The sequence below is a fragment of the Lysinibacillus sp. NPDC093712 genome (assembly GCF_050280025.1).
Lineage (GTDB): Bacteria > Bacillota > Bacilli > Bacillales_A > Planococcaceae > Lysinibacillus.
Genome location: NZ_JBNNUU010000001.1, coordinates 845,147 through 871,652, shown reverse-complemented (window position 1 = coordinate 871,652; position 26,506 = coordinate 845,147). Strand labels below are relative to the sequence as shown.

Below are 26,506 nucleotides of genomic sequence, written 5' to 3'. Positions count from 1 at the left end.
CTGCTCTTTTTTTGTCGTGCTGTGAATGCTAGTAGGAGGCAGGAGAGGATTATAATAAATAAATTGTTATGGGCGTACTGATTAGGTTTTTCAATGAGAACCTGATTTTTTCTTTTAAATCGGCATTACTTCTTTCTGTAATACAAGACGCAAAAAAGAACATATATTCCCCCTCTTTAATTTCTTTATCGTGAATATTTAGTTTTATATTATGACAATGGTGCGAGAAGATAATTTAAAACTATAAAATATAGTGTCGGATAATCTGTAGTTATTATTTATCGATTTATATAGCAACAAAAAAAGATTGTAGATGCACCCGAAAATTAGGAGCAGCTACAATCAAACAGCCTCTATCAACCTACTTTTACTTAATACTTTTAGCAGCTTGCTGAATAAGTGCAGCTACCATCGTATCCATTTGTGCAAAACGATCATCCTTCGTTTGCCCGTTTACAAAGCGGTAATAAATCTGTTGGCAAATCACCGCTAATTTAAAATAAGCAAATGTTATATAATAATTGATTGCTGAAACATCACGACCACTTTTCTCTGCATAACGTTCGATGAATTCTTCCCTTGTATAAAAGCCAGGTAAAATCGTAATCGGTGGTTCTCCTAGTGCGTACAGCAGCATTTTTGGGTCATCTGCATGCATCCAGTAGCTCATGGCAACCCCGAGATCTGCTAAAGGATCCCCTACTGTCGTCATTTCCCAATCAAAAAGCCCAATCATTTGTGAATAATCTTGTGAAAACATCGCATTGTTAAACTTATAATCATAATGAATAATTGTCGCTTCAGCATTTGTCGGTATATGATCCTTTAACCAAGCTGTTAGCACTGCTACCTCTGAAAGCTCAGCTGTTTTCGCTTTATCGTATCGATCAATCCAGCTATGCACCTGGCGTTCCATAAACCCATCAGGCTTGACCATGTCTATTAATGGCGTTTCCTGATATGGGATGGCATGAAGCGCTACTAATGATTCCACCATCTTTTCAGATAACTGACGGGCTAGTTCTACTGTCGTATCGGTACCAGGTGGAAAATGCGTATCCAATACAACACCCTTTTTTCGTTCCATTAAGAAAAAATCACTGCCGATAATGCTATCATCATCGACATAAACATATGGTTTTGGCACAATTGCTAAAAACGGATGGAGCGCAGATAAAATTGTAAATTCACGCTTCATATCATGCGCCTTTTTTGCAACTGGCCCAAGAGGTGGTCTGCGAAGTGCGACTTCAAAATCCGCTATTTTTAAACAGTAAGTTAAATTAGAATGGCCAGCACTAAATTGAGAAATTTCTAGTTTCCCCTCTGGTAAGTTTGAGAAATGTCGCTTTAAAAAAGCATGTAATTGCTCTGCATCAATCCGTTCACTTGCCCTTACTTGCATCGTATCCATAGGAACCCCCCTTAAATAATTGCACTCATTCCACCATCTACGACAATGACCTCACCTGTAACATAATCCGAAGCTGCTGCTGCTAAAAATAGTGCAACTCCCTTCAAATCATTTTCAGAACCTAAACGCTTTAAAGGTGTAGCGCCCATTAAATAATCTTGTCCTCGTTCAATTAAGACATTCGACATTTTCGTCGGGAAAAATCCGGGAGCAATGGCATTGACGTTGACACCCGCTGGTCCCCATTTTACGGCTAAATCTTTCGTGAATGTAATTACTGCACCTTTACTAGCATTATAGCCAATCGTATCCATAAAATTAGGTAGTGTACCACCAAGCCCTGCAATAGAAGCAATATTAATAATTTTCCCAGCGTTTTGTTCGATCATCACTTTACCAACTGCCTGAGTCATTAAAAATGTCCCATTGACATTCACATCAAAAACCCTTTGCCAAGCCTCGTACGGCATGTCGACAGCAGGTGCACCCCATGAGGCTCCACTGTTATTTACTAAAATATCAATTTTCCCAAATGTCTCCAATGTTTTGGACACGACATTAGCTATTTCTTCGGGTTTTGTCACATCACAGGCAAGCGCAAGTGTCTGGACACCCAATTTCGCAAGCTGTGCAGCCACTTCCTCACAAGCCTCCACTTTTCGTGAGCATAGCACAACATTTGCACCTGCCTCTGCAAAGCCTTGGGCAATTTGCGCACCAAGTCCGCGACCGCCACCAGTAACAATAGCGGTTTTCCCTTTTAAGCAAAATAAGTCAAATACACTCATTTCACCAGCTCCTTTTGCTTTGTGGCATGTTTTTTCAGTTCCAATTTCGCTACAGTATTGCGATGAACCTCATCTGGTCCATCTGCTAATCGCAAAGTACGTGAATTGGCCCATTGTGCAGCTAATGTTGTATCGGGTCCCACGCCAGCAGCGCCAAACGCTTGAATTGCACGATCGATCACACGTAAAGCCATATTTGGTGCAACAACTTTAATCATCGCAATTTCAGCCTTCGCTTCTTTATTGCCTACCGTGTCCATCATATAGGCAGCCTTTAACGTAAGCAGTCTTGCCTGCTCAATATCAATGCGTGACTCGGCTATCCTTTCACGCATTACGCCTTGATCGGCTAATGGTCGATGGAAAGCATGACGCTCCTGTAAACGAATACACATTTCCTCTAAAGCTCGTTCGGCTGCTCCAATTAGGCGCATGCAATGATGAATTCGTCCCGGACCTAAACGCCCCTGTGCAATCGCAAATCCTTTGCCCTCACCCCATAAAATATTTTCCACAGGTACTCGCACATTGGTAAACGTTACCTCACCATGTCCTTCTGGGGCATGATCATAGCCAAAAGCAGTTAGCATGCGCTCTATTTTGACCCCTGGTGTATTCATCGGTACTAAAATCATCGACTGTTGCTCATGTATAGGTGCACTAGAATCCTTATGTTTGCCCATAAAAATAGCGACTTTACAACGAGGATCTCCAGCCCCTGTTGTCCACCACTTATGGCCATTTAAAACGTAATAATCGCCATCACGTTCAATACTTGCCTCAATATTTGTTGCATCACTTGAAGCTACTGCGGGTTCTGTCATCGCAAAGCAAGACCGAATTTCCCCACGTAATAACGGTTCTAGCCACTCTTTTTTCTGCTGCTCAGAGCCGTAGCGTACAAGTACCTCCATATTCCCTGTATCAGGGGCATTGCAGTTAAAGACTTCGGGCGCTATTAATGAACGCCCCATAATTTCACACAAAGGAGCATATTCTAAATTCGATAAACCTGAGCCGTACTTACTATCAGGTAAAAACAGATTCCATAGCCCCGCTTCCTGTGCTTTGCTCTTCAATTCTTCCATAATTGGAGGAATCGCTCCCCAACGATCCTCCATTGCCTCCACCTGTGCCGCATATACTGCCTCATTTGGATAAACATATTGCTCCATAAAATTTGTCAGTTTTTCTTGCAGTTCTACTACTTTTTCACTATAAGAAAAATTCATATGAACGCCCCCTTTGATTGACAACGCGAATGAAAAATGAATGATTGTTCATTCTTATTCTTACATTAAATGTTACCGCTATATGCCATGTAAATCAATCATCAATTCCATAAAAAATAGAATAAAAGAGATAATACGTTCACAAAACAGCTAAATTAAGCACCATTTTTTCATTCCTTCCATAAAACACATACAAGATATTCACTATTTTAAAAAAATATAATTATTATCTTTTACTATCAAAGTATTGCATAACACCTTCAATAAATTGACGGATTGCAAAAGGTAGATGTCGATTTTTCAAATACACTAAATAAACATTTCGCTGTAAATGTGGGCAATCAATTTCTTTTTGAACAATTGTCTTTGCTGTTGGTCCCTGTAAATAATTTTTAGGCAATATCGTAATACCTAAATTTTCACGAACGAGTGATACAGCGGTTTCAAAACGCTCGATTTCAAATTGTACATTAATCTCTTGACCAGCATTTTCAAATGCTTTCAAAATGTCTTGACGTGTTTGAAAACCGTCTGTACTAATAATGAAAGGTTCATTGCCTAAATCCGAAATAGACAAAATATCTTTTGCTGCTAATGGATGATTTAAAGGTAACACTGCTACAAGTCGTTCCTCATACAAACATTTCACCTCGAGCTCTTCATCATCAATCAACTGATTAGTAATAATGACATGTGTTTTATAACCTTTTAGTGATTTTTTAACACGTTTGCTGCCTAAAATATCTACTAAATGAAACTTCATCTGTGGATAGACCTTTTTATATTCAACAATGGCTTTTGGTAACCAATGCTTGATTGATTCCATCACGCCTATAGTCAAATCACTCGTACCATGTACAATGACCTCGTCCATTTCAATTTTTAATACTTCCATATTTTTTAATATAACTTTTGCTCTTTCATATAGAAGCTCACCTGCTTCAGTTAAGTGTAAGTTTCTTGTATTTCTTTCAAGTAAAGAAGACCCCACTTCTTGCTCTAATTTTTTAATCGCATTACTTAAAGAAGGCTGAGAAATATGCAGTTTTTCAGCTGCTTTCGAGTAATTCATATGCTCAATAACTGCGATAAAATATTGTAATTGTTTTAAATCCAAAACAGCATACCTCCATATTTATAGTTTAAAGCTATAGATTAATAATAATTATATATTAGTAAATATAATTATGTGAATATATAATAAATTAACACTACATGAATAATGTTAATGGAGTTGATAAAGAGATGTATATAATGACAGATCAAAAACAATGGAAAGGTCGAATAGACTCAACTACAAATACTAGCAGTTTCCGTTTACATCAAAAAGTAAAACGATTAGCTATTAATGATGTAAGCGCTTCAGAACAGAAAAATGCTGGGATTGTAGGTTTTATATGTGATGAAGGTGTACGCCGTAATCAAGGGCGTGTTGGTGCTGCCAATGGACCAAATGCAATGCGCGAAGCTCTAGCAAGCTTACCATGGACATTTGATGATCAACAGGAAATTATCGATGTTGGTAACATTATTTGCCTAAATCATGCGTTAGAAGATGCGCAACGTGAGCTAGGCGAGGTTGTCCAAGGGTTACGAGCAAAAAACATGAAGTGTATTATTCTTGGTGGCGGTCATGAAACTTTATATGGACATTATTTAGGCGTTCGTGCAGCATTACCAAATGATGCTAGTATCGGAATTATTAATATCGATGCACATTTTGATTTACGACCATATGATGAACAGCCTTCATCTGGTACAATGTTCCGTCAAATTTTAGAACAAGATCCACATGCGGATTATTTTGTACTAGGCATTCAGCGTTATGGAAATACAAGAGAGCTTTTTGATAAGGCACATGAGCTACAGGTGAAATATATATTAGAGGAACAAATGACAGCAGAAAATCACACGAACATGATGAATGATTTACAGCAATTTATGGATAATCATGATTATATCTTGCTTACTTTATGTATGGATGTCGTTAACACTGCTTTTGCACCTGGTGTAAGTGCGCCATCACCTTTTGGACTAGATACAAAAACTGTTCGCTCTTTAATTCAGAAAGTAGCATCACATCCAAACACACATTCTTTTGATATATGTGAAGTGAATCCGTTACTAGATGAAAAAGGTCAAACAGTCAAATTGGGTGCTTACTTTGTCTACGATGCACTCAATCACTTAATTAGGGGGAACGGTTCATGATCGAAATTAATCAAATTACTACAATATTTCTCGCAGTCGCTCTATTTGCATTCGGGAGCTTTCTTATTAATAAAATTAACTTTTTAAAGCGTTTCTGTATTCCAGCACCAGTTGTTGGTGGTTTACTGTTCGCAGCATTAACAACAATTTTAAAAACAACTGGCGTTTTAGAAATATCTCTTGATACTTCATTACAAAGCTTATTTATGATTACGTTTTTCACAACCATTGGGTTAGGAGCTAGCTTTAAACTTGTAAAGCTTGGCGGTAAACTACTTGTGATATATTGGTTAGCTTGTGGCTTCCTTGCATTAATGCAAAACGTAATTGGTGTCTCACTTGCTTCACTTATGGGCATTCATCCACTAATCGGTATGATGGCTGGCGCTGTTTCAATGGAAGGTGGTCATGGTGCTGCTGCTGCATTTGGACAAACTTTAGAAGATTTAGGTATTTCATCAGCTATGACAATCGGTGCTGCTGCTGCAACATGTGGCTTAGTAGCAGGTGGACTAATCGGTGGACCGATTGTAAAATATTTAGTCGGAAAATACAATTTAACACCTGATAAACAAGAAACTGAAGCAGTTGAATATGAGAATAAAAATGAACAAATAACATCTGATTCATTCTTTACACAGGTAGTAATCATAACATTTTGTATGGCTGTAGGAACGTATGTGGGCACTTTGTTCTCAGAGGCTACAGGCTTTGTTTTACCAGGCTATGTTGGTGCAATGTTTGTCGCTGTATTAGTTCGTAACATTTTAGATAAAGTGAAACCTAACGCAATTAACATGAAAAGTATTTCTTTAATCGGTGACGTAACACTAGGTGTCTTCCTTTCAATGGCGTTAATGAGCATTAAACTATGGGAAATCGCTGATTTAGCATTACCTCTATTTGTAATTGTTTTTGTACAAGTACTATTTATCGTTCTATTTTGTATATTTGTATTATTTAAATTACTCGGCAAAAATTACGATGCTGCCGTAATGGTTGCAGGCTTTGCTGGACATGGCTTAGGCGCAACACCAAATGCAATGGCGAATATGTCTGCTGTTGTTCAACGCTTTGGTCCTTCTACAAAGGCTTTCCTTGTTGTACCAATCGTAGGCGCATTTTTAATCGATGTTTTTGGTATCCCTATTATTATTACAACGATTAATTTATTTAAATAACATGATAAAAGCCGTGCACCGTCTACATAAGACAGTTGCACGGCTTCTTCTTTTATAGTAAAGAAAATAATAGATTTAATTAATTAATGTAATATATCACTAACCGTTACGCATTCATAGCCTTGTTTCTGTAAGTAAAGGATGACATTTTCTAGCCCATCGGCTGTCGTTTGATGAATATCATGCATTAAAATAATGCTTCCATCTTTTACAGATGCTTTGACATACGTTAGTATTTTATCGGCATTTCGATGCTTCCAATCGAGTGTATCTATAGACCATAAAATAGAAGGCATTGTGATAACAGATCGTACTTCGTCATTTGTAGCGCCATATGGTGGGCGAAAAACCGTTGGATATTGACCAATAGCCTCATAAATAGCATTGCTTGTTCGATCAACTTCTTGTTTAACACTTGCATTCGTCAAACTGGTTAGCTTCGGATGATTCCAAGTATGATTGCCAATTTCATGACCTTCTTTATATACTTGCTCTACAATTTTCGGATTGTTTGAGGCATTTTTCCCAACCATAAAAAATGTAGCCTTCACATTATACTTTTTTAAAATGGCAAGTATTTGAGGCGTTACTTTGGCATCAGGACCATCATCGAAAGTTAAAGCTACTCGTTTTTTTGCCCCTTTTGCTACAGGTACACCTTTATTATAAACTTTATTATCAACTATCGATAAATCTGTTAACTCAGAAGCCTTTATGTAACCTTTTTGCTCGCCTGCTTCCACATATGCCCAACCTGCCACTATTGTATACTGCTGGACAATCGTTTTATTGGCTAGTGTACCTAGCACTTCACCACTTGGACTCGCTGTTAAATGAATTACAGCCCCATTAGGAGCGTTTACCTGCTTTTTTGTCCCTGTGGGCTTTTTAAGTGCATTTGTTGCGACATAGCCAAATCCATGTCCGTATTGAACATACGACCAACCACCAGGCGCTGTACCATACACAACCAACATACTATTTTCATATAGCTGTCCGGCTTTTTGTGCATTTGGACTTGGATAAGTAAATAAGTTTGTGCCGCCTTTTTTAGCGACTACAGCCTTTTCAGGAGTTACCTCAGCTAATGTTGTTACTTCTACATACCCTTCTAGCTGTGACATTTGGATATGTACCCATTCTTCATTTAAAGGTGTGGCTAACACAAAGTTACCTTTTGTTACATGGCCGCTCACCTTACTTTCTGTTGAAGCTTCTACATAGACCGTTGCATCCTTTGTAACAAGTTGGATGGCAGCCGTACTAACTGTATTTGCAGAAGCATGCCCTACAACAGCAATACTGCATAAAAATGCCCAAATGAAAGCAAATGGTAATAATTTCTTCATCATTCTACACCGCCTTTTACTATCACTGATGTCGTCTCCCGTGTAAAATATGCTGAAAAACATAGGATTTGATTCTTATTATAGATGAAGATTTCATACCAGAAAATAGTAATAATCAACTAGATTTACTAATTGAAAATTTAGCTAGGAATGTTTTTTGATAATTTGAATCAACAGCATACTGCTGAATTGTTTCTTCATGCTTTTGCAAAAATGCTTTTACCTTTCCTTCATCAAACAATTCATTGCCTTTGGGTAATGTAGAAAATAAATTTTCCATTTCATCGATTAAGATATCTCTTGAAATTTCATACAAGTCTCCGTCCACCTCAAAGCCGAAGCCCTTGGCATTGGGCACTAAAATGACGCCCATCATAGTGTTATAAACAATTGCTTTATCTTTGGATATTGATGAAGAAAACCACTTACTTAATGCTTCATCATCATCTTTATAAATAACGTGGAGCATCTCCCCACGCAAATCCAAGTGGTCGATTGTATCCCCATGTAAAAAGACTGTATTCGCAATTTTCCCAACATTCATCGCATCCCCCACATATGTGCCAATTAAAGGCTCCCAAGTGGCCTGCTCCTCTTTCACTTCAGGCGCTTGAGCAGTGCATCCTGTAATTAAAACTAAGCAAAAAAGAAAAGAAGCTACTATTTTTTTCATTATTTTCCTCCTATAGTGCTTGATAAGCTGCCATTGCATCTTCTACATGGAATGGAGGGGTCCAAACATGCCCTTCCGCATTCGTCGTAACAAAAATAAATAATTCACCGTTCTTTTCCATTAAGGACGCTAAGCAAAGTCCTGCCTCAGGTGTATAGCCCGTTTTCCCACCAAGAATAGCACCTTCCACACCATCCATTTTCGTAAATAATGTGCTCGATATCGTTAATTCATTTGGCACTAATGTCGTATAACTTTTAGTAGTCAAAATTTGATAAAATGTTGGATTTTCAAGCGCATATTGAAAGAGCTTACTAATATCACGAACACTAGATACATGTGCAGCATGATGGAGCCCACTAACATTTTCGTAATGGGTATCATGCAACCCTAGTTCCCGCGCTTTATCGTTCATCATTGCCACAAATGATTCCTCACTACCTGCAATGGCAATTGCAAGCGTAGCAGTTGCATCTGCACCAGATGCCAGTAATGTACCGTATAATAAGTCCTCTAGCGTCACAAAATCTCCTGCTTGAAAGCCTGCCATCGAAGCATTTTGCGCAGTATATTTTGCAATTGTTTGTGGTGTAACCATTGTTTGTGTTTGAAGATCTTTACTCGCCTCAATTGCTACGATTGCCGTCATGATTTTAGTTAACGATGCTGGAAAAATAATAGCATCTGCATTTTTTTCATATAATACATCGCCGTTATCGTTTAATAATAAAGCATTTTTACTATGTAACGAAGGTAGCTCAATGTCCACTACTTGTTCGTTTGTTTTATTAGTATAGAAAAATACTGCAACAGCACATATACAACAAAATAATACAAATTTTTTCATAAAAAAACGCCTCCCACTCATTATAATAGGAGGCAATTATGAATATTCCTGTAGGAAATTTATGAAGAAATTCTTAAGGATTGCGTGTAGTCTTACATTATGTAATAAAACAAATGCTACTTATCAATAAAAATCATCAAATTCCAAAGAGATGTTTTGAATCTTTTTTTTTGTTAATTTAAAAAATACATCTTGTGAAACATCTAACTTTAGTGCATTTTCCTTTGCTAGACCAGCATAGACCCCACGTAAAATTCGCCCCGTAAGACCATGTGAAACAACAATTACTTTTGGTTCATCCTTTATGCTCTCAAGCCAATCTGTTAATCTGCTCACAACTGTGTCGTAGCTTTCTCCATTTGGCGCATTGAAAAACCAGTTATAATGATCTGTATTTGCAAAAAGATTCGGCCAAGTATGCTCAATTTCTTCCGTTGTTAAACCAGCCCAATCTCCCACAGCCACCTCAGCTAGTCGATTGTCCTGTTCCACATTGTTAAAATCATAGCCAATTGTATTACAAATAATTTCTGCGCTCTGTAAGGCCCTTCCTAAAGAGCTTGAAAATACTTTCCACTCTTGCGGATCGCCAATTAAACTTTTCAACATGTCGGCATTTTGCTGAACTTGTTCGATGCCTACAGCCGTTAATGGTGAATCAAGCTCCCCTTGGTATCGTCCTTGTGTATTTAAAACCGTTTCTCCATGACGCAGTAAATAAATAATTTGGTTCAACGATATTCCTCCTCTACAATGCTAAAAGATAATCAGATTGTACAGGTAAAATTAAATTAGTACAAATAAATACATTGCGGCTAATAGCAAACAGAGCGGGCTATAAAACCACGTGTCATTTCTTGCAAACTGAGAATGTTTTATTTTTTTGAAAAACCCGATATATTTAAAATCCCCTATTGCTCGAATAAAAAATATAACAGCGCAGACTGCACAACCAAGTGTGAGAAAGGCGAATTTTTGCATGCTTTGCAAATAGATTCCTTGCATATACAACAGGAAAGCTGCTACCAGCAGAAGGAATGCCACTAACAGTGTTCCTGTTTTCTGAGGGATAAAAACGGGTTCTTGCTCTCCCTTTTTTACAGGTAACACTACTTTAGAGCCCCAGCTCCCCCCACAAGCCCAATAAACATGTAACATACTAATGAGAAACAGGACAGTGACAGCCAATAATAGTAAACTTATAACCATTTATTCTCCTCCCATAACGTTTTAAAACATACTATATCGTATGTTTAATTGTGAATTTGTCCCTCACATTTATGAGAGACATTCATCTTATATCTTTGCTAAAAGCTCCAACATTGTTCCTATCGTAAAATTAGGATTCTCTTCAAATCTTGTCATCCAGCCTATATAAGTTAAATATGCAAGTCTAGCTCGCTCTAAAGCTTCAAAAGCGTTGTTTTCCTTCTTTTCATATAACAATGCAATACATCGAATTCTTTGTTCCTCAATATCAACTAATCGACTTGCGACAATTTGGTCATATTTAGCCCAAGCATAAATGCCCATTTCGATTTTTTTATCGCTACTAAAACTAATTGTTAAGAGCTGTTCTAATGATGAATCCTCTTGCTCCATACTTTGAATGATTCGTTTTGTTGCATGCATTTCCCAATAATCTAACATCGCATCTAACAGTTCTTGATGATCCCGAAAATGATGATAAAAACTCCCTTTACTTATTTTCAGCAATCCCGCAAGCGTTTCAATACGAACTTTATGAATACCTGCATCCGCTAATTGCTGTAGACCAGCCTTGACCCAGTCTTCTCTCGTTAATTGCATCATGAATACCCCCGTTAACATACACTACCGTATGTTTAATTCAGATTAAGGCTAATTCTAAATTTTGTCAATCAAAAAAGAGCATATAAAAAAACCCCATAACAGTTTGTTAGGGGCAATGAGATAATACGTCTAATCTTGTGTTTTACTACCTTTATGCACATCGATATTGTTATTAATCGTTATCTTAATGTGTAAAAATGTTGGTAAAACACACGCAAGAACCAACAGCAATGGCACTATTTTCTTCATCAAACTCTCCCTACTATATAAAAATTATCTATTTACTATATTAATAGATCCTTGTATTTATGATTCTTAAAATAGTTGCAAAGCGTTGCGACTTTCATCCAAATAGCTTCTAAAACGTACTATCAAAAAGATTTTCAGAAATCGCTTGTACAATATCTGCATCTGTAAATTCCATCAGTTCATCTCTCGTAACATTTTGCTGCTGGATTAAACGATTTGATTGAATTGTCACCAGCTTTTCAAATACATTGCGAATATAACGGCCATTTGAGAAATTCGGGATCATTTCAACAGGAATCTGGTTTAATTGTGTTTTCATATGCTGCGCAAACGCGTCGCTATAACGATAATCGTTATTTTTACATAGCATCGCAAATATTTCGTATAGCTCGTCTGTGCTAAAGTTATCAAATTGTACAAAATGATTAAAGCGCGATTTGAAACCTGGATTTGCTTGTAAAAATTCCTCCATTAGCTCTGTATAACCTGCCACAATGATTACTAGATCATCACGTAAATCTTCCATTGCTTTTAACAAGCTATCAATCGCCTCTTTACCAAATGCATCCTGCTTATCATTAATTAATGCATAAGCCTCGTCGATAAATAACACGCCACCTGTTGCTTTTTTCACAACTTCCTGTACCTTTAAGGCTGTTTGACCAACATAGCCTGCTACTAGACCTGCACGATCGGTCTCAACGAAATGCCCGCTGGACAAAACGCCAAGATGTTTGTATATTTGTCCAATAATGCGAGCAACAGTTGTTTTTCCAGTTCCAGGGTTTCCAGAGAATACGAGATGATACGTAATAGGGAAGCTCGTTAAGCCATGGTCAACGCGTAAGCTTTGAATTTTAATAAAGTTGATTAGATTATGTAATTCCTTTTTGGCATTCGGGAGCCCTACAAGCCCATCTAATTGCGCCTGTAGCTTATTTATTTCCCTCTCTATTTCAGGTGTGATACGCAGACGCTCGCCGTGGATAAATTCTCCACTATAAATTATTTTGCCATCTTCATTATAATAGTCACCACGACCATGCTTTTCCCCATTTACAAGGTCACCAATATAGGATGCTTGCCCATTTGCATAATAAAGTGTGCCTTTCCCAGTCATAATATCCTCTTTAAATTGACCTTCTGCTTCAAGCTCACCTTGCCTTGAAAAGACTTTACCTTTCCCATGCTTCATATCTTCAAAAAAATAACCTTCATAGTGTAGAACTGTAACACCCGATTGAAGCTCTATTGAAGTAGGCGTTTCTGGAACATAATACAGCTTCCCTGCCCCCTGCATATGGTTCCACATAAAATCACCTTCGTATTGTAAAAAACCACTTGGGTAATATTGTATACCCTTGCCTTTTTTCATACCATGTACAAAATCTCCCTCAAATTGCGGGCGATTTAAGTGCGGATACTGCTCCCGTAAATCTTTAAATGGTGCAATGACATCCTCTTCATAATATAAAACGCCATAGCCATCCATTAAGTCATTGCGAAAATGTCCATCGTAATAAACCTTTCCATCTTTATATAAAATACCATGTCCTTGTTTTTTATTTTGAATAAATTCGCCTTGATAGATTATTTGACCTTTTAAATACATAATGCCGTTGCCTTGCTTCATATGATTGACGAATTCTCCCTCGAATAACAACTCACCCTCCTGATCAAAAATCGTTCCCTTGCCATCATAAATATCATGGCCAAAATCGTTTTTCTTAACGCCACCACTGTACATTATCTTCCCATCTGGGTAAAAAAGCTCTTTTTCTTGATGATTATAGTTCATTTTATTGCCTTCCTTTATCAATTCAGTATATGCTCAATTATAGCGTGGAACAGAATACATATGTGTGAATTTTTAGAATTTAAGGAGATTAACATGAAAAAAAGTTATAAAATAATTTTAGGTATCCTAATCCCCATCATTATCTTGTTTGTGACAACATCACTTCTAACTCGAGACTCTACCTTTAATAAGGAAGTAATCGATCGACTTGATATCGAACAGATAAATGAAATTGAAATTATTCGTGCATCTGACGAAAAAACAATTACTATAAAAGATGCAGCGAAAATCAGTGAAATTATGCAGTTATTTGAGAACAAAGAAATTCGAAAAGTATTTTTTGCAAAGTCAGATTTTAAAGAGGCATACTGGTTAACATTACAGATTAATGATAATCGTGAAGTCGGCATACGCCTTGATGATGCAACACATCTATTTGTTTATTTATACGAGGAAAATTACATGAAAGACTATAAACTGTTAGACAAATTGGATACTAAGTATATTGAAGAATTGTTTTTAGAATGAATCCCAAGTAAATTATACGGGAACAGTACATGTTGTAAGACGCAAAAACCGCGCATTGAATATTGCGTCTTACACTGTGTCCTAAAGTAGTTTTATTGGAAACTAGCGTTATTAAACTAAATGTTTAACCATTGTGAAATAGCTACTTCCCGGAGGATAATCTTTTATTTCCCCAACAACTACATAACCTCTTGCTTCATAAAACAAGCGAGCTTGAAAATCATAAGTAGTTAATAATGCCTTTTTTGCTCCCATTTTGATAGCAGTTGCTTCAGCTTGTAACAGCAATTTTTCACCTAATCCCTGTCTTCGATATTCCTTACTAAACCAAAACTTATTAATTTCGAGCCAATCCCAATAAACCTCAGCTGTTAATCCGCCAATCCATTGACCATCATTTGAAACGATAACATGCAATGGCTGCACTGCACCCTCTTTTCTTATTTCTTTATGGTAGGCAGAATGTTCATTATTAAACTCTCTTAAACTTGTATTTAGAAATGTGACAAATGCTTCATGATTTTCTAATACAACTTCTACATGATAATTCATCGTTTTTCCTCCTTCATTCACTGCATAGCTGTCTCCCCTTGAATTATCGTTCGATATTTCTACTAATAAAGTATCACTAGTTGCATACTTCATTCAACAGCTATCGTTCTTTACGTTTCTTTACAGTCATTATCGTTGCCATAACGATTGCTACCTTTACCAATAAAATTAGTACGTAAATACTAAAAGAAATGATCGATGGTAACAGCACTAACCACCACGACCATGTAATGACTTCAGTTAGCTTTAGCACAATAAAGACAATGGTTAAAACTTCTGCTACTCCCACAATCTCACCACCATTAATCATTTATTTAGTACAAAGTATAGCCGATTCTTCTTATTTTTAGGAAAGCACTCTAAGGAACATAGAGGTTTAAAATTCGTTTAATTAAAACAGGAGGGAATGTATGGAAATAACCTTGACTATATGGTCACTGATTTTTTTAATATGTAACATTATTTTATTTTTTATTATAAGTTCATCCGCAACATTTTTAAACTTTTTCATCGCTCATTTACATTTTCATCCTTTGAACGCTATATTACTCCTAACAATAGGATGTTTCTTTCTAGCCCTTATTGGGATGAAAGATATTAAAAATAGGGCTACTTTAATTATTAGCTATATTACGATTACGATAACTTTAATTTTTGCAATTATCACTTTTATATTAATTATGGGGCACTTGTTCGGTTAGTTGGTACTAGCTAATTGTGCAACTGTAGATAGAATCATGTGAATCGTTCGTCATTAAAGACATGTTAAAAATTGTTAACAATCCAATTATTAACATTTATCAGTATTTCATTGTCACGTATTGTTTTACAGTTATAGAGAGGTACTTACATAAAGTTGAGTATCAAAATAGTAATGAAGGAGGTTCCTTTTAGGTTAAGGTAGCAATTCGAGTTTACTAAAAAGCACGACTATACTAGGAGGGAAATAAATGCAAACTCAGCTAATTCGAGAAAAATTTTTATTTTCAGATTTACCTGCAATGAATTCAAGTTATGACGAAGTGAGACAAGCATTCAAAGAAAAATTCAAAGTAAATCCAGATGGTATTGCAGTAAATAGCGAAACTTATTTTAAAGGAGTTACGCCTGCAATCACTGAGCAATATGGCCACCCTTGCTTCAAAACACTTGGTGACTTTACTTATACTAAAGGAGACGGGGCACCCCCTAAATCTGTCATTGTCGGTAGTAATATTGCTGTAAATCATGGGGATGAAGCAGCCACTATGACTTTAGAAGTACAAGGCAGTTGGCAAAGTCAACAAACATGGTCTACTGAAAGTACAACAGGTTTAACTTTTGCTTCTAAATTTACAATAGAGGGATTTTTTGAATCAGGGATGGAATTCTCTGTTAGTACTACTATAGGGGAATCAAAAACTGAAACAGAATCAAAAACGGCAACTGCCAAGATAGAGGTAACAGTACCACCAAGAAGTAAGAAGAAAGTTGTTATAGTTGGGACATTAAAAAAAGAGACTATGCATTTCCGAGCACCGATTTTTGTCAATGGCATGTTTGGTGCAAACTTCCCTAAGAGAGTACAAGATCATTATTTTTGGTTCCTTAATGCGACAAGTGTACTCAAAAATACTTCTGGAGAAATATCTGGAACAATTAAAAACTCCGCCGTCTTTGATGTTCATACAGAGATTGGTAAAACAGAGCCTTTAACAGCCGAAGAATTAAATGAATTTATGGCATTAACTAAATAGCTTAACTTTATCGGTGGGTTAACTCATACCCACCGATTTTACTATGGCCTCGAATAAAGGGAAATCACTGATAGGACCCTTCAACAAAGTTCGAACCTTTTATTAGGACAACACGTCGTTAAAAATTGGTCCGCCATCTTTTATATTAATTATTTTTAAACGATTCGTATTTTTAATAAATATTGATTTATAAAGCTTTGTGCCATTTTCATCAATAATTAATAAAATACGCTTATCACCGGTATCGCTTACCTTTTCAAAGTGAATGCCTTCTTTATTGTCAATTTGTTCGTTAATTTTGCTATATTCAGGTAATGAAGTCCATTCACTAAGGTCACTATTTTCCTTATCTTCACCTTGTACATTTTGTTCTGGCTGTACTGGTTGTTCAATATGGTCTTTTCCTTGTTGATTTTCCTGTTTCTCCTGCAGTTGAGAGATATCTTGATTTGTAGCCTCATTTTTTTCAGTTACTTCATTATTGCTGCAAGCTGCTAACATTGTTACGACAGCACTAAATAGTATCATTTTCTTAAACACGTTGCATTACATCTCCTTGTAGTCTCATAGTTTACGATAATCGCCTAATTATGCTATTATTTTTTTGTATTTTTAAGCATAAGGAGGAAATATTATGTCAAATAACACAATTAAGTGGACCATTATTACTGCTGTTTTAACAGTTTTCGTGTACATTGATGGCTTCTATTTGTGGGACATCTTTTATGTCACTATTCCTTTGGCAGTTTTGTCATCTATATTTGCGATGGTAGTCACGTACAAAGAACTGCGACCTGTTTATATGCTTTTAAACGTTTTATTCACATTTATAGCGATTGTCGCTTTTTTTGTTTTAAACAAATGACTTTCCAATGATAGCTATCATTGATTTATGTTACACATAGCTCTTTCATCTGTTATTTACCCAAGATCCTTCTAGTCTACTTGCTCGTTTGAAAGAATATCGGCTTGAAAGATAATTATAGCTTTCATAAAGTTTAAGTGTAAACCAAAAACTCTAATTACGAACATCTTTCTATCGTAGTTTTTTCTTTATTAATCACTAACGAATAGTCGTTTTAGGTCACCTGTTGGTCACTTTTTAGTCACTATAGCAAAAGACCCCCCATCACTGAACTGCACACCAATTGTTAAACACAATCTAACAATTGTGGTGCGGTTCATCACGGAGTGGTCTTTTTCCAATACTACTAAATAGTTACATTATGTTAGAAAAAATCAATTTAATCCCAATATTTATCCATTAATGATGTTGACCAATTTGGCTGTTTCACATCGCCTTTTGGTAAGAACTCTTTCATTACAGGTTTAATATCAATAATAGGTGTTCCGTCTATCGCATCTAATCCTTTAACAATTAATGTTCTTTGTTTTATATCTATTAGTTCTACAATAGTTACCCCCAATTTATTGGGTCTATTTTTTCCTCTTTGTGCAAAAATGCCAACCTCGGGATAATTTTTATTGTTTCTAGGATGCCTTGCATCGTACTGAATTTTTTCATCAGCAACCTTATCAAAATAAAAAATGATTTCCAAGTGAGAAAACTCGTCAACACCCTTTAAAGACGATTCATTAAAATTTTCTGTAAGTTCAATTGTTGACATTATTGAACCCCAATTATCATCCTCAATTTCTTTTCTATGATTATTTACAATCGCTACTGGTTGTATAGAATACTGCATAGTTAACTCTCCTCAAATTAGACTTTATTTTATCGCTCACTTTCCCTTCTCCTTTAACATTAATAAAATCTCTTCTATTACAATATCAGGCTCATCATGATGTATATAATGTCCACTACGACTAGCAATCCTAAACTTACTTGACGTTGACAGCCATTGGAATTCTGCTTGTAGACTTTGTTCAATTTCTAATATTTCTTGCGAGGGCCATCCTTCTTCATTATTATCGGGTAAACCTCTTGTAATAATTGAGAGAGGGATGTCACTTTGCTTTGAATGATCAACAATTTGCTTATAACTCTGTATTTTATCAATTTTCTCACTATTCAACATAGGATTTTCGAAATATTCCCTATTTCCTGCAAGTAGATTTTATGGTAGAACCTTTTCATAGGCAAGTTCTTTATATTCCGGTGCAGCGTCAACCAAAACCATACCACAGATGTCCAGCGGATAAAGACTGGTATACAATCTGGCGATCAATCCACCAAAGGAATGGCCTACTAATATATAAGGCTTCTCCAAGTCAAGCGCTTGCACCAATTCGGAGAGCTCCTCAACAAGATCACAGCAAGTTCGTGGGACAGCTACGTCTTGACTCCTGCCAATATCCGCCCTGTCATAGGACAAGGTTGATGTTTCATTCGATATTCGGTCTTGGACCTTTTTCCATGTTTCATGGCTATCGCCTAACCCTGCAATAAAGATTACGCTGGGTGTATTTTTACAATATTTATTGAACAGTATACGCCTATCATAGAAATTGATTATCTTTTTATGTTGTATCGTCACTTTTAATCACCTAATTAAAATATAAGCTTTACATTATTATTTCTACAATACAAATAAAGGACCGTTTATGAAAATCAGTAATAATTTTCCAAAGTCCTCTGTTAGTTAAAGTGGGAATCTTCACAAGATTACTCTATATTTTAACAATAATATCCAATTTATCAAAAATGTTCATCAACAATCTGTCCCTTTCCATGAATAAAGACGCTTTCCTTATTTCAGAAAAGCGCCCTTTAGTTGAATAACTCTCTTTCATAATGAACTCGGTAGTTTGAACAACAATTTACTATCTGTATTCGCTTTTCAACTGATGATTCTCGTCATAATGTGAGTGTGGATGATATGGAATTGTAGGTATTTCTAAAAGATGATGTAAACGCCTTTTATACTCTTCTAAATAACTTTTTCGTCCTTCTTCATCATGTGATGGTGTCCATGCAATGAATGGTTCAACAGGATCTAACCCTGCAAAATAAAGCATACCATGATTGATATGATAAAGAATTTTTTCATTGATATCTCCATCCATTCCATATGGAGTATATGCCTCTTTAGGAGAACCTGTTGTAATTGACAACATTGCCTTTCTTCCTTTGAGGCCACCTGTGTCATACCGCATATCCCTTGCATAAACAAATCCTGAAGCAAAAACTCGATCAAACCATCCCTTCAAGATTGCTGGAACCGAGTACCACCAAAGTGGAAATTGAAAAATAACAAAATCTGCCCACACAAGTTTTTCTTGTTCTTCTTGAATATCTTTCGAAAAACTATTTGTTTTAACTGCGTTTTTTTGTTCTACTGCATATTTTAAAAAATCATTATTTTCTCGATTAATAAAGTCGTTACTATCGGCAACAGCTTTAAAGTTCATTTCATACAAATCGGATACTTTGACATGATGACCTAAAGCAGTTAATTCTGAGATAGCCAGGTCCTTTAATGCTCCGTTAAAGGATTTTGGTTCTGGATGTGCGTATACAATTAATATATTCATTCTTTCATCTCCTCCAATATCATTTGTTTTTTGATGGCAGATTTGCAATTAATACACCAATTAAAATGAGCAAAGCACCTAAATATCCTTGCCCTCCCATGATTTCACTTAGGAAGATAAATGCAAATATTGCTGAAAAAACTGGCTCGAGAGAAAATAAGAAACCTGTACTCTCAGGAGTCGTGTACTTTTGAGCGATTGGCTGCACTACAAAACCATAAGCAGAGCAAATAACCGCTAACCCAAGTATTGAGAACCACTCTACAGCTCCATTTGGTAAAGTAACTGTACCAAAAATCAAATTACCTATGGCAGCATAAATACTTGCAAATCCTAGTTGAAAAATTCCTAGTTGAAAGGCATCCACTTCTTGTACAAAGTAATTTGTAACGATGATGTGTACTGCATAAAGAAATGCAGCAATCAAACATAACAGTGAACCCAAAGCAAAAGTAAAATCATCAATTATTGTAAGTAGTGATAAGCCAATCGAAACAATAATCACCCCGTATATAACCTCTTTGCGAGGTAATTTCCGTGTAATTAGTGTTTGCAAAATAGGCACTAAAATTACAGTTGTGCTTGTCAAAAAACCTGCTGAAGAGGCTGAAGTCGTTTTCATTCCATACATAAGCGCTATGAAAATCCCACATAATAGCGCTCCCACTATGGCACTGTACTTTAATATTTTAGTATTCACCCTCATTAAGGTTTTGTAAAAAATCACAATCATAACGAGAAATGCAATCCCAAATCTTAAGGCTACGACTGTGAAAGGAGAAACTGTATCCGCAAGAAGTTTCATAAAAATATAAGATGTTCCCCAGCCTAAAGAGACAGTTGCCAATAACAAGTTAGCCTTTTTTTGTGTCATCTGTTAATGTTCCTTTCAATTAGTAGATGGTGGCTATATGGTATCATCTACATTTACATTAGTAAAATTAATATTTATAATATAAATATTACAATTTCTAATGTAAGGAGCATCTAGAATGAACGCATATCATGCTTTTATGAAAGTAATAGAAACAGGTAATTTTACTAAGGCTGCTGAAGAACTAGGCTATACCCAATCGGCCATTAGTCAAATGGTAAATTCCTTAGAGAAAGAACTTTCAACAACTCTTATTTTTCGCTCTCGAACTGGTATTACTCTTACACCAGATGGCGAAGAATTTTTGCCATACATTCGAAATATTAGCAATTCGCATTTTGAGTTATTGGAAAAGCAAAACGAGATGATGGGGCTACAAAGTGGACTTATTCGGATTGGGACATTTTCTAGCGTAGCATGCCACTGGCTACCAAGGTTAATAAGGGATTTTAAATCTAAGTACCCAGCTGTACATTTTAATATATATCAAGGAGAGTATACAGTGATTTCCAATTGGGTTAAAGAAGGATACGTTGACTTCGGCTTTGTTAACCCAGATGCTGTGTACAAACTAACAACTATTCCATTACAAGAAGATGAAATGCATGCAGTCTTGCCAATAAATCATCGATTAGCTCCTAAAAATAAAGTCTCTTTGAAGGAATTATCAGAAGAACCTTATATACTTTTAGATGAGGGAGAAATTAATGAAGCATTAAGCATTTTTAAAGAAAATTCCATTGAACCTAACATACAATACCGAGTACATGACGATTATGCAATTATGTCGATGATTGAACAAGGTCTTGGCATATCAATTTTACCGAAACTTGTCTTAGATAGGTGTCCGTATAATATTGAAACAAAGCCAATCTCTCCGTCTGTTTCACGCAAAATAAGTTTGGTATATAAAGATAAAAGGGTATTACCTATAGCAAGTAGATATTTTATCGACTTTATCATTGAAAGTTTTAAAGAGACAGGTAATGAATTAAATAAAGAGTAAACGACATTCGAAAAGAATGCCGTTTTTTTATTTTTAAAGTGATTAGATTCACTAATTCGTTTTCTGAATTGCTGTATAAAAATAATTTGAAATTCAGTTATTGAATAGAGTCAATTCTTTGCGTCAAAGTTTCCTTATCTTTTTTTAACGTTTTTATTTGTTTTCAAGTTCGTTCATTTTTTATCCTTTTTTTCTAATTTTATAGCAAAATCTCTAACTTGCTTTTCCAATGGGTATTTACCTAATTGTTCCTTGGTTTTTTCATCGCTGAAAATCCTATTGACGACATCATAGACATCTACTATATCAATTTGCCTATTATCTGTAGAAACAATCATCTACCAATTCTACCTTCCTTTTTCCAATTAGTCATATGAAGTATCATAAGGAAACTTGATATTTCCAACATTTCTTTGGCATATTTAGAAATAAGTTTCACTAATTTCCTTCAAAATGATGTCCTTGTTACTTTGCAGTTCGTCAAAAGAAACTCTCTAATGCTTACAGAAATAACAACCAGTATATAAATCATCAAATGTTGGACAGGGCATAGATTCATCTGAACAATACCCCAGTTCTAATTTTTTATATTGCTTATTATTAATATTCGATTCAATAAGAGACTACCAATTTAGTAGCCTCTCCACAGCGTTGACGACTCCACAATCATCTTATTAAGTTGTATGCATGTTTCTTAGAATCAACCGTACATGCGAACGCCGATTATTGTAAGGAAGTTTTGTTAACGCATTTCCGTGCGCTTTTAAAATTTTCACAATATCAATTTACTACAAATTTTTGCGAACTTGCCTGGTGTTAACAAGTTCACTTTATTCAGGGGAATAAAAAATATAAGGTTATCATTGTATAGCCAAATGCAAATGTGAATTTTTGAAACAACCATTTATCTCTTGAATAGAAGAATAAACCCCACACCATAATGCACGATAGTAACATTAGCCATAACACCGTTTGATTAATGTAATACCAGTTCAGAATATCCACTACATACACCTACCTCCCTTAATCTGATACTATTTTATTAGACAACCTCTACATAAATACCCTTATACCCATCCAATTCTTTCTGCTATTTTCTCAATTAAGATATTATGTTTACGCAATACTTTGTGGCGTGAGATATACAGCTTTTCAGCTATATCCCCACTCGTAACAACCATCCTTGTCCCAGTAACGCATGGCTACAATGGTGCGCATATCCTCGTCAAGTCAAGGTCACGATATAGGTCCTCCACAGTCTTGATGATGCGCCTTAAATATTGATAGTAAGGCATCATTAGCAAGTACCTTAGCTTTCTCGGCTGTAGTATCTGAGATTGTATTACTGCGACCACCAACCAACTCACCTTGTTCGTTATGTGATTGCAACAACTCCCATTCACGGTATTTTAATTTCTTCCTATTTTGCTCCAGCTCAATCTAACTGTATAATACAAAGCGATAACGTAGGCATGCGCAGCACCTACCTTGTTTGTCAATTTTATTAAAGCTGTACTTTTATTTATAAATCTATTTCACAGGCATTTCACTATACAAACATAGCTATCACATCATAATAATAGTAAGGTAAAGCTAATTTAGCCTTACGCCTCCTTTTCTTTTTACTAAGGGTCACTTCATCCCAAGTGTCCCTTTTTTTATTTTCTTATCTCATAAAAGTATATTTTTTAGTACCTCTAAATGGTTTAACACCCCACTCCTTCTCTACGGCTAACATATTATGAATTGTAGAAAGGAGGTGTGTTTTATGGGATACAATGGTGGTAATGTTGGTGGTATTGAAAACGGCGGCTATTCTGGCGGGGGTTATGGTAATGGTTCGCAATTTGCCCTAATCGTTGTTCTATTTATTCTTCTAATTATTGTTGGCGCTACTTTCTTACAATACTAGATATTAATTTCCCAATCTAAGGGTCGCCCCTCAACCCGGTGACCCTTTTATAGTTTCTTTCCGAAAGTTGTTTAATATCTTACTGCACCATATCCACACGTTTTTTACTATCCGCAGCTTTGAAGCTTTCTGGATAACGCATTTTCAATTTATCAATGTTCATTTCGTAATGTTGTTTTATTACTCATACATTCTTAAACGTTTTTCTTCTTTTTCATCAATGCGTTCTATTTTTGTTTACGATGTGATTCCATTGCATGATCTCCGTAGCGTTTAAGATACGAATGATTTCACCTTGTTGAATGATAATCTTTTTGTTAGAGCATGTTAGTACTCTATGCTTATTGCGATTAGCCATGCGCAGATTCCTCCAATTTCTATTTAGTACCGTTAAATAAACAAATTCATCCATTAACTCTTGTCTTGGATGATCTGTATCCCCGCTTGGAGCCAAAAAAGAAGACATTAGTATTTTATAAAGAAGAACAGTTAAAACATCTCTTCAGAGTATTAGAAAAAGTTAAGCTTAAGCACAGGCTCCAGATTAAGGTAGTAGCAATGGTGGAACTTCGTTTAGCTGAAGTGGCAGGATTGTGTGTGGAGTTCTTTGATTTTGAAAATAATACTATCTATGTAGACAGAACGCTTCATTTTGATATTGAAATTAGAAAACTAATAATTTTACCTCCAAAAAAACAAAAAGCCTCGCTTAGATAACGTCCTAATGAGTGAATTAAAGATATTTATTGAAGAATATTTGGAGTTGAAAAATGAAATGGGTACACTTGGAATGCACTTAAAGTAGATGGGATTCCCTTAAATTTTATCTTTACAAATTCTGACGGTTATCCTTCAAAACCAGACTCTATAGATTTGGCTTGGAGAAGACTCATTGAAAAGTACAACTTACCAAAATATGACTTTCACGCTTTGCGACATTCATATATACAAGAACAACTTGGTCACTCTGATATAAAGATGACCATCAACACATGTAGTCATTTAACTAAAAAGGATAAAAATGATGCAAGCGACACTTCGATGATTTAATTAATTGGTCACTTTTTGGTCACTTGCTTAATTTTTCAACTTATTTGTTGTAACATAGTTCTTTAAAATTACATCTCAAACAGCGCCATTCATCTTGTGTTTGCTCAAAATCCTCAAGGTCTACTGGCTCGTTTGAAAGTATATCGGCTTGAAACTTTTTCATTTCTAAAACACTGTGTCGAAATGTATGTATTATATTGTCCATATCGAACGATGTAAACATATATTGTTTGCGTTCCCCTGTTACTAAATATTCATTATAAACTTCGATTTTTTCTAATGAAACACCGTATTTTTGTTGGATGTAATAAGCGTAAAGCGCTAATTGCTGACGATCATCATCTGATTGACCACCTGTTTTCCAGTCAATAATAATCCATTTATCTTCTATATCATCGTAATAATGAAAGTCCATCACGACAAAAACTTGCGTATCCTCAATTTTCATCGACCGAAACTGTTCAGGCTCACCAATTCTTAATGATCCTGTATGAGCAGTAATTTGTAAAAACGTCTCACTTAAAAGAAAGTTCGTAAACACCGCTTCCATTCGATTTTTATAATCTGTAATTAACTCAGCATTTAGCTTTCCCTCATAATAGATTTCCTGCATCATATAAAACTTATTAGGTTTATGTCTCCATAAATCCACATGTCGAGTAGAATCAATAAAGGCAGCATTTAGTTGGCTACGCGCACGATTTACAAGCTCTGACACAGACGGTACTGTCTTCGTTTGCAAATAATCGATAATTGTTTGCTCGATTAATCGATGGACAATTTGCCCAAATAATATAGGCATCGCTTGTAGCTTTTTTAAGCGATACACATGCTGGTGAAATGGTTCCACTTGATGGCTCAGCCATCCATTATGAGAAAAATAATATTCATAACCATATTTTCTGGCGCAGCTTGTTAATGTTTTATGGCGTGAAAGTGACCACGAAAATGTTGGAAAAGGTGAAATTTCAAACATGCGAACCCTCCTTATAACTATTGGAAGAAATCATAAACAAGTTGTAGCATAAGCACTATTGTCACAACACGTAACAATATCTTTACTTGATTTGCCTTTACCTTTCTTGCAAGGACAATGCCAATTTGCGCGCCAATAATGGATCCAACCATTAAGACGATTGTGAGCGGCCATTCGATTTTTCCAGTGGCAATATACGTAATGGCTGCCCCTGAGCACATGGCAAAAACGCCAACACGAGACAAGCCTACAGCTTTTATATAGGAAAGTTTTTCATGCGCATACGTATACAACGCCAATGTACTACTACCAGGACCAAATAAGCCATCATAAAATCCTACGCCCAGCAAAATGGGTCCATTTTTCCGAGTCATTTTAAATCTTTCTACATCACCAAAATCTGCACCACCGATAAAGGACATGATGAGTGCGAAGCCAAGTAAAATAATAGCAATAAGCGTTAACGTCTGGCCACTCATAAAGGAGGCAAAGAGCCCACCCAAAGTTCCACCAATCAAAGATACAAGCAGAACTGAACGCATTTCCACCCAAGACAATTCCTTTCTTCTAAAAATCGTATAAAAGCTAGAAAAAGCACTTACCATATTGGAAACTTTATTCGCTCCAATTGCTGAGTGAACCGGTACACCCATCAACATCATTGTTGGTAATGTGATTAATCCACCACCGCCAACTAATGTGCCGATGACATTACCTGCAATACCGATTACTAAAAATAAAACATATTCCATCCAATCCTTCTTTCTAACCACTTGATATCAATCTTATGTTACAGTATAACAGAATCCTATTTTGAAAGAAG

At 35.9% G+C, this 26,506-nt stretch carries 29 protein-coding genes and 1 pseudogene; 8 read left to right on the top strand and 22 right to left on the bottom strand.

All coding sequences use genetic code 11. From position 1 onward, the window contains the following. Positions 1-367: 367 nt before the first annotated feature. The 4 genes from ACQKNX_RS04455 to ACQKNX_RS04440 all read right to left on the bottom strand — a co-directional run bounded on the left by ACQKNX_RS04455 (position 368) and on the right by ACQKNX_RS04440 (position 4,551). Positions 368-1,414, bottom strand: a complete 1,047-nt coding sequence (locus ACQKNX_RS04455; protein ID WP_427427761.1) for a phosphotransferase family protein — start codon at positions 1,412-1,414, stop codon at positions 368-370. Positions 1,415-1,425: 11 nt separating this feature from the next. Then, the gene (locus ACQKNX_RS04450; RefSeq protein WP_427427760.1) at positions 1,426-2,202 is read right to left on the bottom strand and encodes an SDR family oxidoreductase; all 777 of its coding nucleotides are present in this window, start codon (positions 2,200-2,202) and stop codon (positions 1,426-1,428) included. Next, on the bottom strand, positions 2,199-3,434 hold the full coding sequence (locus ACQKNX_RS04445) for an acyl-CoA dehydrogenase family protein (RefSeq protein WP_427427759.1): 1,236 nt from the start codon (positions 3,432-3,434) through the stop codon (positions 2,199-2,201). Before ACQKNX_RS04445 ends, ACQKNX_RS04450 begins: the two co-directional genes overlap by 4 nt. Before the next feature lie 226 nt (positions 3,435-3,660). Continuing rightward, positions 3,661-4,551, bottom strand: a complete 891-nt coding sequence (locus ACQKNX_RS04440) for a LysR family transcriptional regulator (RefSeq protein ID WP_427427758.1) — start codon at positions 4,549-4,551, stop codon at positions 3,661-3,663. Between the two features lie 128 nt (positions 4,552-4,679). Between ACQKNX_RS04440 and hutG the strand changes: the two genes are divergently transcribed. Next, positions 4,680-5,645: a formimidoylglutamase gene (hutG, locus tag ACQKNX_RS04435; protein WP_427427757.1), complete on the top strand. Its 966-nt coding sequence runs from the start codon at positions 4,680-4,682 to the stop codon at positions 5,643-5,645. Further along, positions 5,642-6,826: a sodium/glutamate symporter gene (gltS, locus tag ACQKNX_RS04430; RefSeq protein WP_427427756.1), complete on the top strand. Its 1,185-nt coding sequence runs from the start codon at positions 5,642-5,644 to the stop codon at positions 6,824-6,826. Before hutG ends, gltS begins: the two co-directional genes overlap by 4 nt. Before the next feature lie 83 nt (positions 6,827-6,909). On the opposite strand, the gene ACQKNX_RS04425 is transcribed toward gltS, so the two are convergent. The 7 genes from ACQKNX_RS04425 to ACQKNX_RS04395 all read right to left on the bottom strand — a co-directional run bounded on the left by ACQKNX_RS04425 (position 6,910) and on the right by ACQKNX_RS04395 (position 13,554). After that, positions 6,910-8,178 carry a polysaccharide deacetylase family protein gene (locus ACQKNX_RS04425; protein WP_427427755.1) on the bottom strand — a complete coding sequence of 423 codons (1,269 nt, stop codon included), beginning with the start codon at positions 8,176-8,178 and terminating at the stop codon, positions 6,910-6,912. 112 nt (positions 8,179-8,290) lie between these two features. Continuing rightward, entirely contained in the window at positions 8,291-8,848 is a 558-nt protein-coding gene (locus ACQKNX_RS04420) for a hypothetical protein (protein ID WP_427427754.1), read from the bottom strand. A 10-nt stretch (positions 8,849-8,858) separates the two neighbouring features. Continuing rightward, entirely contained in the window at positions 8,859-9,695 is an 837-nt protein-coding gene (locus ACQKNX_RS04415; RefSeq protein ID WP_427427753.1) for a D-alanyl-D-alanine carboxypeptidase family protein, read from the bottom strand. 123 nt (positions 9,696-9,818) lie between these two features. Next, positions 9,819-10,430: a histidine phosphatase family protein gene (locus ACQKNX_RS04410; protein WP_427427752.1), complete on the bottom strand. Its 612-nt coding sequence runs from the start codon at positions 10,428-10,430 to the stop codon at positions 9,819-9,821. 51 nt (positions 10,431-10,481) lie between these two features. Further along, on the bottom strand, positions 10,482-10,904 hold the full coding sequence (locus tag ACQKNX_RS04405) for a DUF3995 domain-containing protein (protein WP_427427751.1): 423 nt from the start codon (positions 10,902-10,904) through the stop codon (positions 10,482-10,484). A gap of 87 nt (positions 10,905-10,991) precedes the next feature. Beyond that, positions 10,992-11,504, bottom strand: a complete 513-nt coding sequence (locus ACQKNX_RS04400; protein WP_427428262.1) for a TetR/AcrR family transcriptional regulator — start codon at positions 11,502-11,504, stop codon at positions 10,992-10,994. A 361-nt stretch (positions 11,505-11,865) separates the two neighbouring features. Next, the gene (locus ACQKNX_RS04395; protein WP_427427750.1) at positions 11,866-13,554 is read right to left on the bottom strand and encodes an AAA family ATPase; all 1,689 of its coding nucleotides are present in this window, start codon (positions 13,552-13,554) and stop codon (positions 11,866-11,868) included. A gap of 93 nt (positions 13,555-13,647) precedes the next feature. On the opposite strand from ACQKNX_RS04395, the gene ACQKNX_RS04390 reads away from it, so the two are divergent. Then, positions 13,648-14,082 carry a hypothetical protein gene (locus ACQKNX_RS04390; RefSeq protein WP_427427749.1) on the top strand — a complete coding sequence of 145 codons (435 nt, stop codon included), beginning with the start codon at positions 13,648-13,650 and terminating at the stop codon, positions 14,080-14,082. A 111-nt stretch (positions 14,083-14,193) separates the two neighbouring features. Here the strand turns inward: ACQKNX_RS04390 and ACQKNX_RS04385 are convergent, their stop codons facing one another. Then, positions 14,194-14,634, bottom strand: a complete 441-nt coding sequence (locus ACQKNX_RS04385; protein ID WP_427427748.1) for a GNAT family N-acetyltransferase — start codon at positions 14,632-14,634, stop codon at positions 14,194-14,196. 100 nt (positions 14,635-14,734) lie between these two features. Next, complete coding sequence (locus tag ACQKNX_RS04380) at positions 14,735-14,923, bottom strand: transmembrane Fragile-X-F protein (RefSeq protein ID WP_427427747.1); 189 nt, start codon at positions 14,921-14,923, stop codon at positions 14,735-14,737. A gap of 661 nt (positions 14,924-15,584) precedes the next feature. On the opposite strand from ACQKNX_RS04380, the gene ACQKNX_RS04375 reads away from it, so the two are divergent. After that, on the top strand, positions 15,585-16,370 hold the full coding sequence (locus ACQKNX_RS04375; protein ID WP_427427746.1) for a hydralysin-2: 786 nt from the start codon (positions 15,585-15,587) through the stop codon (positions 16,368-16,370). A 102-nt stretch (positions 16,371-16,472) separates the two neighbouring features. Here ACQKNX_RS04375 and ACQKNX_RS04370 read toward each other — a convergent pair whose 3' ends face one another. Then, on the bottom strand, positions 16,473-16,910 hold the full coding sequence (locus ACQKNX_RS04370; RefSeq protein WP_427427745.1) for a hypothetical protein: 438 nt from the start codon (positions 16,908-16,910) through the stop codon (positions 16,473-16,475). A gap of 94 nt (positions 16,911-17,004) precedes the next feature. Between ACQKNX_RS04370 and ACQKNX_RS04365 the strand changes: the two genes are divergently transcribed. Next, complete coding sequence (locus ACQKNX_RS04365; RefSeq protein ID WP_427427744.1) at positions 17,005-17,235, top strand: hypothetical protein; 231 nt, start codon at positions 17,005-17,007, stop codon at positions 17,233-17,235. Between the two features lie 379 nt (positions 17,236-17,614). Here ACQKNX_RS04365 and tsaA read toward each other — a convergent pair whose 3' ends face one another. The 4 genes and pseudogenes from tsaA to ACQKNX_RS04345 all read right to left on the bottom strand — a co-directional run bounded on the left by tsaA (position 17,615) and on the right by ACQKNX_RS04345 (position 20,739). Then, a complete protein-coding gene (gene tsaA / locus ACQKNX_RS04360) occupies positions 17,615-18,076 on the bottom strand; it encodes a tRNA (N6-threonylcarbamoyladenosine(37)-N6)-methyltransferase TrmO (RefSeq protein WP_427427743.1) in 462 nt (153 codons plus the stop codon). 36 nt (positions 18,077-18,112) lie between these two features. Beyond that, positions 18,113-18,868 (bottom strand): annotated as a pseudogene (locus ACQKNX_RS04355) (alpha/beta fold hydrolase). Between the two features lie 286 nt (positions 18,869-19,154). Next, a complete protein-coding gene (locus ACQKNX_RS04350; RefSeq protein ID WP_427427742.1) occupies positions 19,155-19,865 on the bottom strand; it encodes an NAD(P)H-dependent oxidoreductase in 711 nt (236 codons plus the stop codon). Between the two features lie 19 nt (positions 19,866-19,884). After that, positions 19,885-20,739, bottom strand: a complete 855-nt coding sequence (locus ACQKNX_RS04345; RefSeq protein ID WP_427427741.1) for a DMT family transporter — start codon at positions 20,737-20,739, stop codon at positions 19,885-19,887. A gap of 118 nt (positions 20,740-20,857) precedes the next feature. On the opposite strand from ACQKNX_RS04345, the gene ACQKNX_RS04340 reads away from it, so the two are divergent. Then, a complete protein-coding gene (locus ACQKNX_RS04340; protein ID WP_427427740.1) occupies positions 20,858-21,745 on the top strand; it encodes a LysR family transcriptional regulator in 888 nt (295 codons plus the stop codon). Positions 21,746-21,918: 173 nt separating this feature from the next. Here ACQKNX_RS04340 and ACQKNX_RS04335 read toward each other — a convergent pair whose 3' ends face one another. After that, on the bottom strand, positions 21,919-22,083 hold the full coding sequence (locus ACQKNX_RS04335; protein ID WP_427427739.1) for a hypothetical protein: 165 nt from the start codon (positions 22,081-22,083) through the stop codon (positions 21,919-21,921). Between the two features lie 898 nt (positions 22,084-22,981). After that, complete coding sequence (locus ACQKNX_RS04330; RefSeq protein WP_427427738.1) at positions 22,982-23,134, bottom strand: hypothetical protein; 153 nt, start codon at positions 23,132-23,134, stop codon at positions 22,982-22,984. 379 nt (positions 23,135-23,513) lie between these two features. Here ACQKNX_RS04330 and ACQKNX_RS04325 point away from each other — a divergent pair, with 379 nt between their 5' ends. Together ACQKNX_RS04325 and ACQKNX_RS04320 are read left to right on the top strand one after the other, a co-directional pair. Then, a complete protein-coding gene (locus ACQKNX_RS04325) occupies positions 23,514-23,657 on the top strand; it encodes a YjcZ family sporulation protein (RefSeq protein ID WP_427427737.1) in 144 nt (47 codons plus the stop codon). Between the two features lie 444 nt (positions 23,658-24,101). Further along, the gene (locus ACQKNX_RS04320; protein WP_427427736.1) at positions 24,102-24,374 is read left to right on the top strand and encodes a hypothetical protein; all 273 of its coding nucleotides are present in this window, start codon (positions 24,102-24,104) and stop codon (positions 24,372-24,374) included. Between the two features lie 373 nt (positions 24,375-24,747). Here the strand turns inward: ACQKNX_RS04320 and ACQKNX_RS04315 are convergent, their stop codons facing one another. After that, positions 24,748-25,683, bottom strand: coding sequence for a PD-(D/E)XK nuclease family protein (locus ACQKNX_RS04315; protein ID WP_427427735.1), 936 nt, complete (start codon positions 25,681-25,683; stop codon positions 24,748-24,750). A gap of 17 nt (positions 25,684-25,700) precedes the next feature. Beyond that, the gene (locus ACQKNX_RS04310; RefSeq protein WP_427427734.1) at positions 25,701-26,435 is read right to left on the bottom strand and encodes a sulfite exporter TauE/SafE family protein; all 735 of its coding nucleotides are present in this window, start codon (positions 26,433-26,435) and stop codon (positions 25,701-25,703) included. Between the last annotated feature and the right edge of the window lie 71 nt (positions 26,436-26,506).

Bases quoted from the DNA above. Each gene is read 5' to 3' on its own strand.
- ACQKNX_RS04315 (WP_427427735.1), bottom strand. From the start codon at position 25,683: ATGTTTGAAATTTCACCTTTTCCAACATTTTCGTGGTCACTTTCACGC.
- hutG (WP_427427757.1), top strand. From the start codon at position 4,680: ATGTATATAATGACAGATCAAAAACAATGGAAAGGTCGAATAGACTCA.
- ACQKNX_RS04350 (WP_427427742.1), bottom strand. From the start codon at position 19,865: ATGAATATATTAATTGTATACGCACATCCAGAACCAAAATCCTTTAAC.
- ACQKNX_RS04415 (WP_427427753.1), bottom strand. From the start codon at position 9,695: ATGAAAAAATTTGTATTATTTTGTTGTATATGTGCTGTTGCAGTATTT.
- gltS (WP_427427756.1), top strand. From the start codon at position 5,642: ATGATCGAAATTAATCAAATTACTACAATATTTCTCGCAGTCGCTCTA.
- ACQKNX_RS04340 (WP_427427740.1), top strand. From the start codon at position 20,858: ATGAACGCATATCATGCTTTTATGAAAGTAATAGAAACAGGTAATTTT.
- ACQKNX_RS04450 (WP_427427760.1), bottom strand. From the start codon at position 2,202: ATGAGTGTATTTGACTTATTTTGCTTAAAAGGGAAAACCGCTATTGTT.
- ACQKNX_RS04325 (WP_427427737.1), top strand. From the start codon at position 23,514: ATGGGATACAATGGTGGTAATGTTGGTGGTATTGAAAACGGCGGCTAT.
- ACQKNX_RS04365 (WP_427427744.1), top strand. From the start codon at position 17,005: ATGTCAAATAACACAATTAAGTGGACCATTATTACTGCTGTTTTAACA.
- ACQKNX_RS04420 (WP_427427754.1), bottom strand. From the start codon at position 8,848: ATGAAAAAAATAGTAGCTTCTTTTCTTTTTTGCTTAGTTTTAATTACA.
- ACQKNX_RS04395 (WP_427427750.1), bottom strand. From the start codon at position 13,554: ATGAACTATAATCATCAAGAAAAAGAGCTTTTTTACCCAGATGGGAAG.
- ACQKNX_RS04385 (WP_427427748.1), bottom strand. From the start codon at position 14,634: ATGAATTATCATGTAGAAGTTGTATTAGAAAATCATGAAGCATTTGTC.
- ACQKNX_RS04400 (WP_427428262.1), bottom strand. From the start codon at position 11,504: ATGCAATTAACGAGAGAAGACTGGGTCAAGGCTGGTCTACAGCAATTA.
- ACQKNX_RS04345 (WP_427427741.1), bottom strand. From the start codon at position 20,739: ATGACACAAAAAAAGGCTAACTTGTTATTGGCAACTGTCTCTTTAGGC.
- ACQKNX_RS04425 (WP_427427755.1), bottom strand. From the start codon at position 8,178: ATGATGAAGAAATTATTACCATTTGCTTTCATTTGGGCATTTTTATGC.
- ACQKNX_RS04455 (WP_427427761.1), bottom strand. From the start codon at position 1,414: ATGGATACGATGCAAGTAAGGGCAAGTGAACGGATTGATGCAGAGCAA.
- tsaA (WP_427427743.1), bottom strand. From the start codon at position 18,076: ATGCAGTATTCTATACAACCAGTAGCGATTGTAAATAATCATAGAAAA.
- ACQKNX_RS04390 (WP_427427749.1), top strand. From the start codon at position 13,648: ATGAAAAAAAGTTATAAAATAATTTTAGGTATCCTAATCCCCATCATT.
- ACQKNX_RS04310 (WP_427427734.1), bottom strand. From the start codon at position 26,435: ATGGAATATGTTTTATTTTTAGTAATCGGTATTGCAGGTAATGTCATC.
- ACQKNX_RS04335 (WP_427427739.1), bottom strand. From the start codon at position 22,083: ATGATTGTTTCTACAGATAATAGGCAAATTGATATAGTAGATGTCTAT.
- ACQKNX_RS04405 (WP_427427751.1), bottom strand. From the start codon at position 10,904: ATGGTTATAAGTTTACTATTATTGGCTGTCACTGTCCTGTTTCTCATT.
- ACQKNX_RS04445 (WP_427427759.1), bottom strand. From the start codon at position 3,434: ATGAATTTTTCTTATAGTGAAAAAGTAGTAGAACTGCAAGAAAAACTG.
- ACQKNX_RS04375 (WP_427427746.1), top strand. From the start codon at position 15,585: ATGCAAACTCAGCTAATTCGAGAAAAATTTTTATTTTCAGATTTACCT.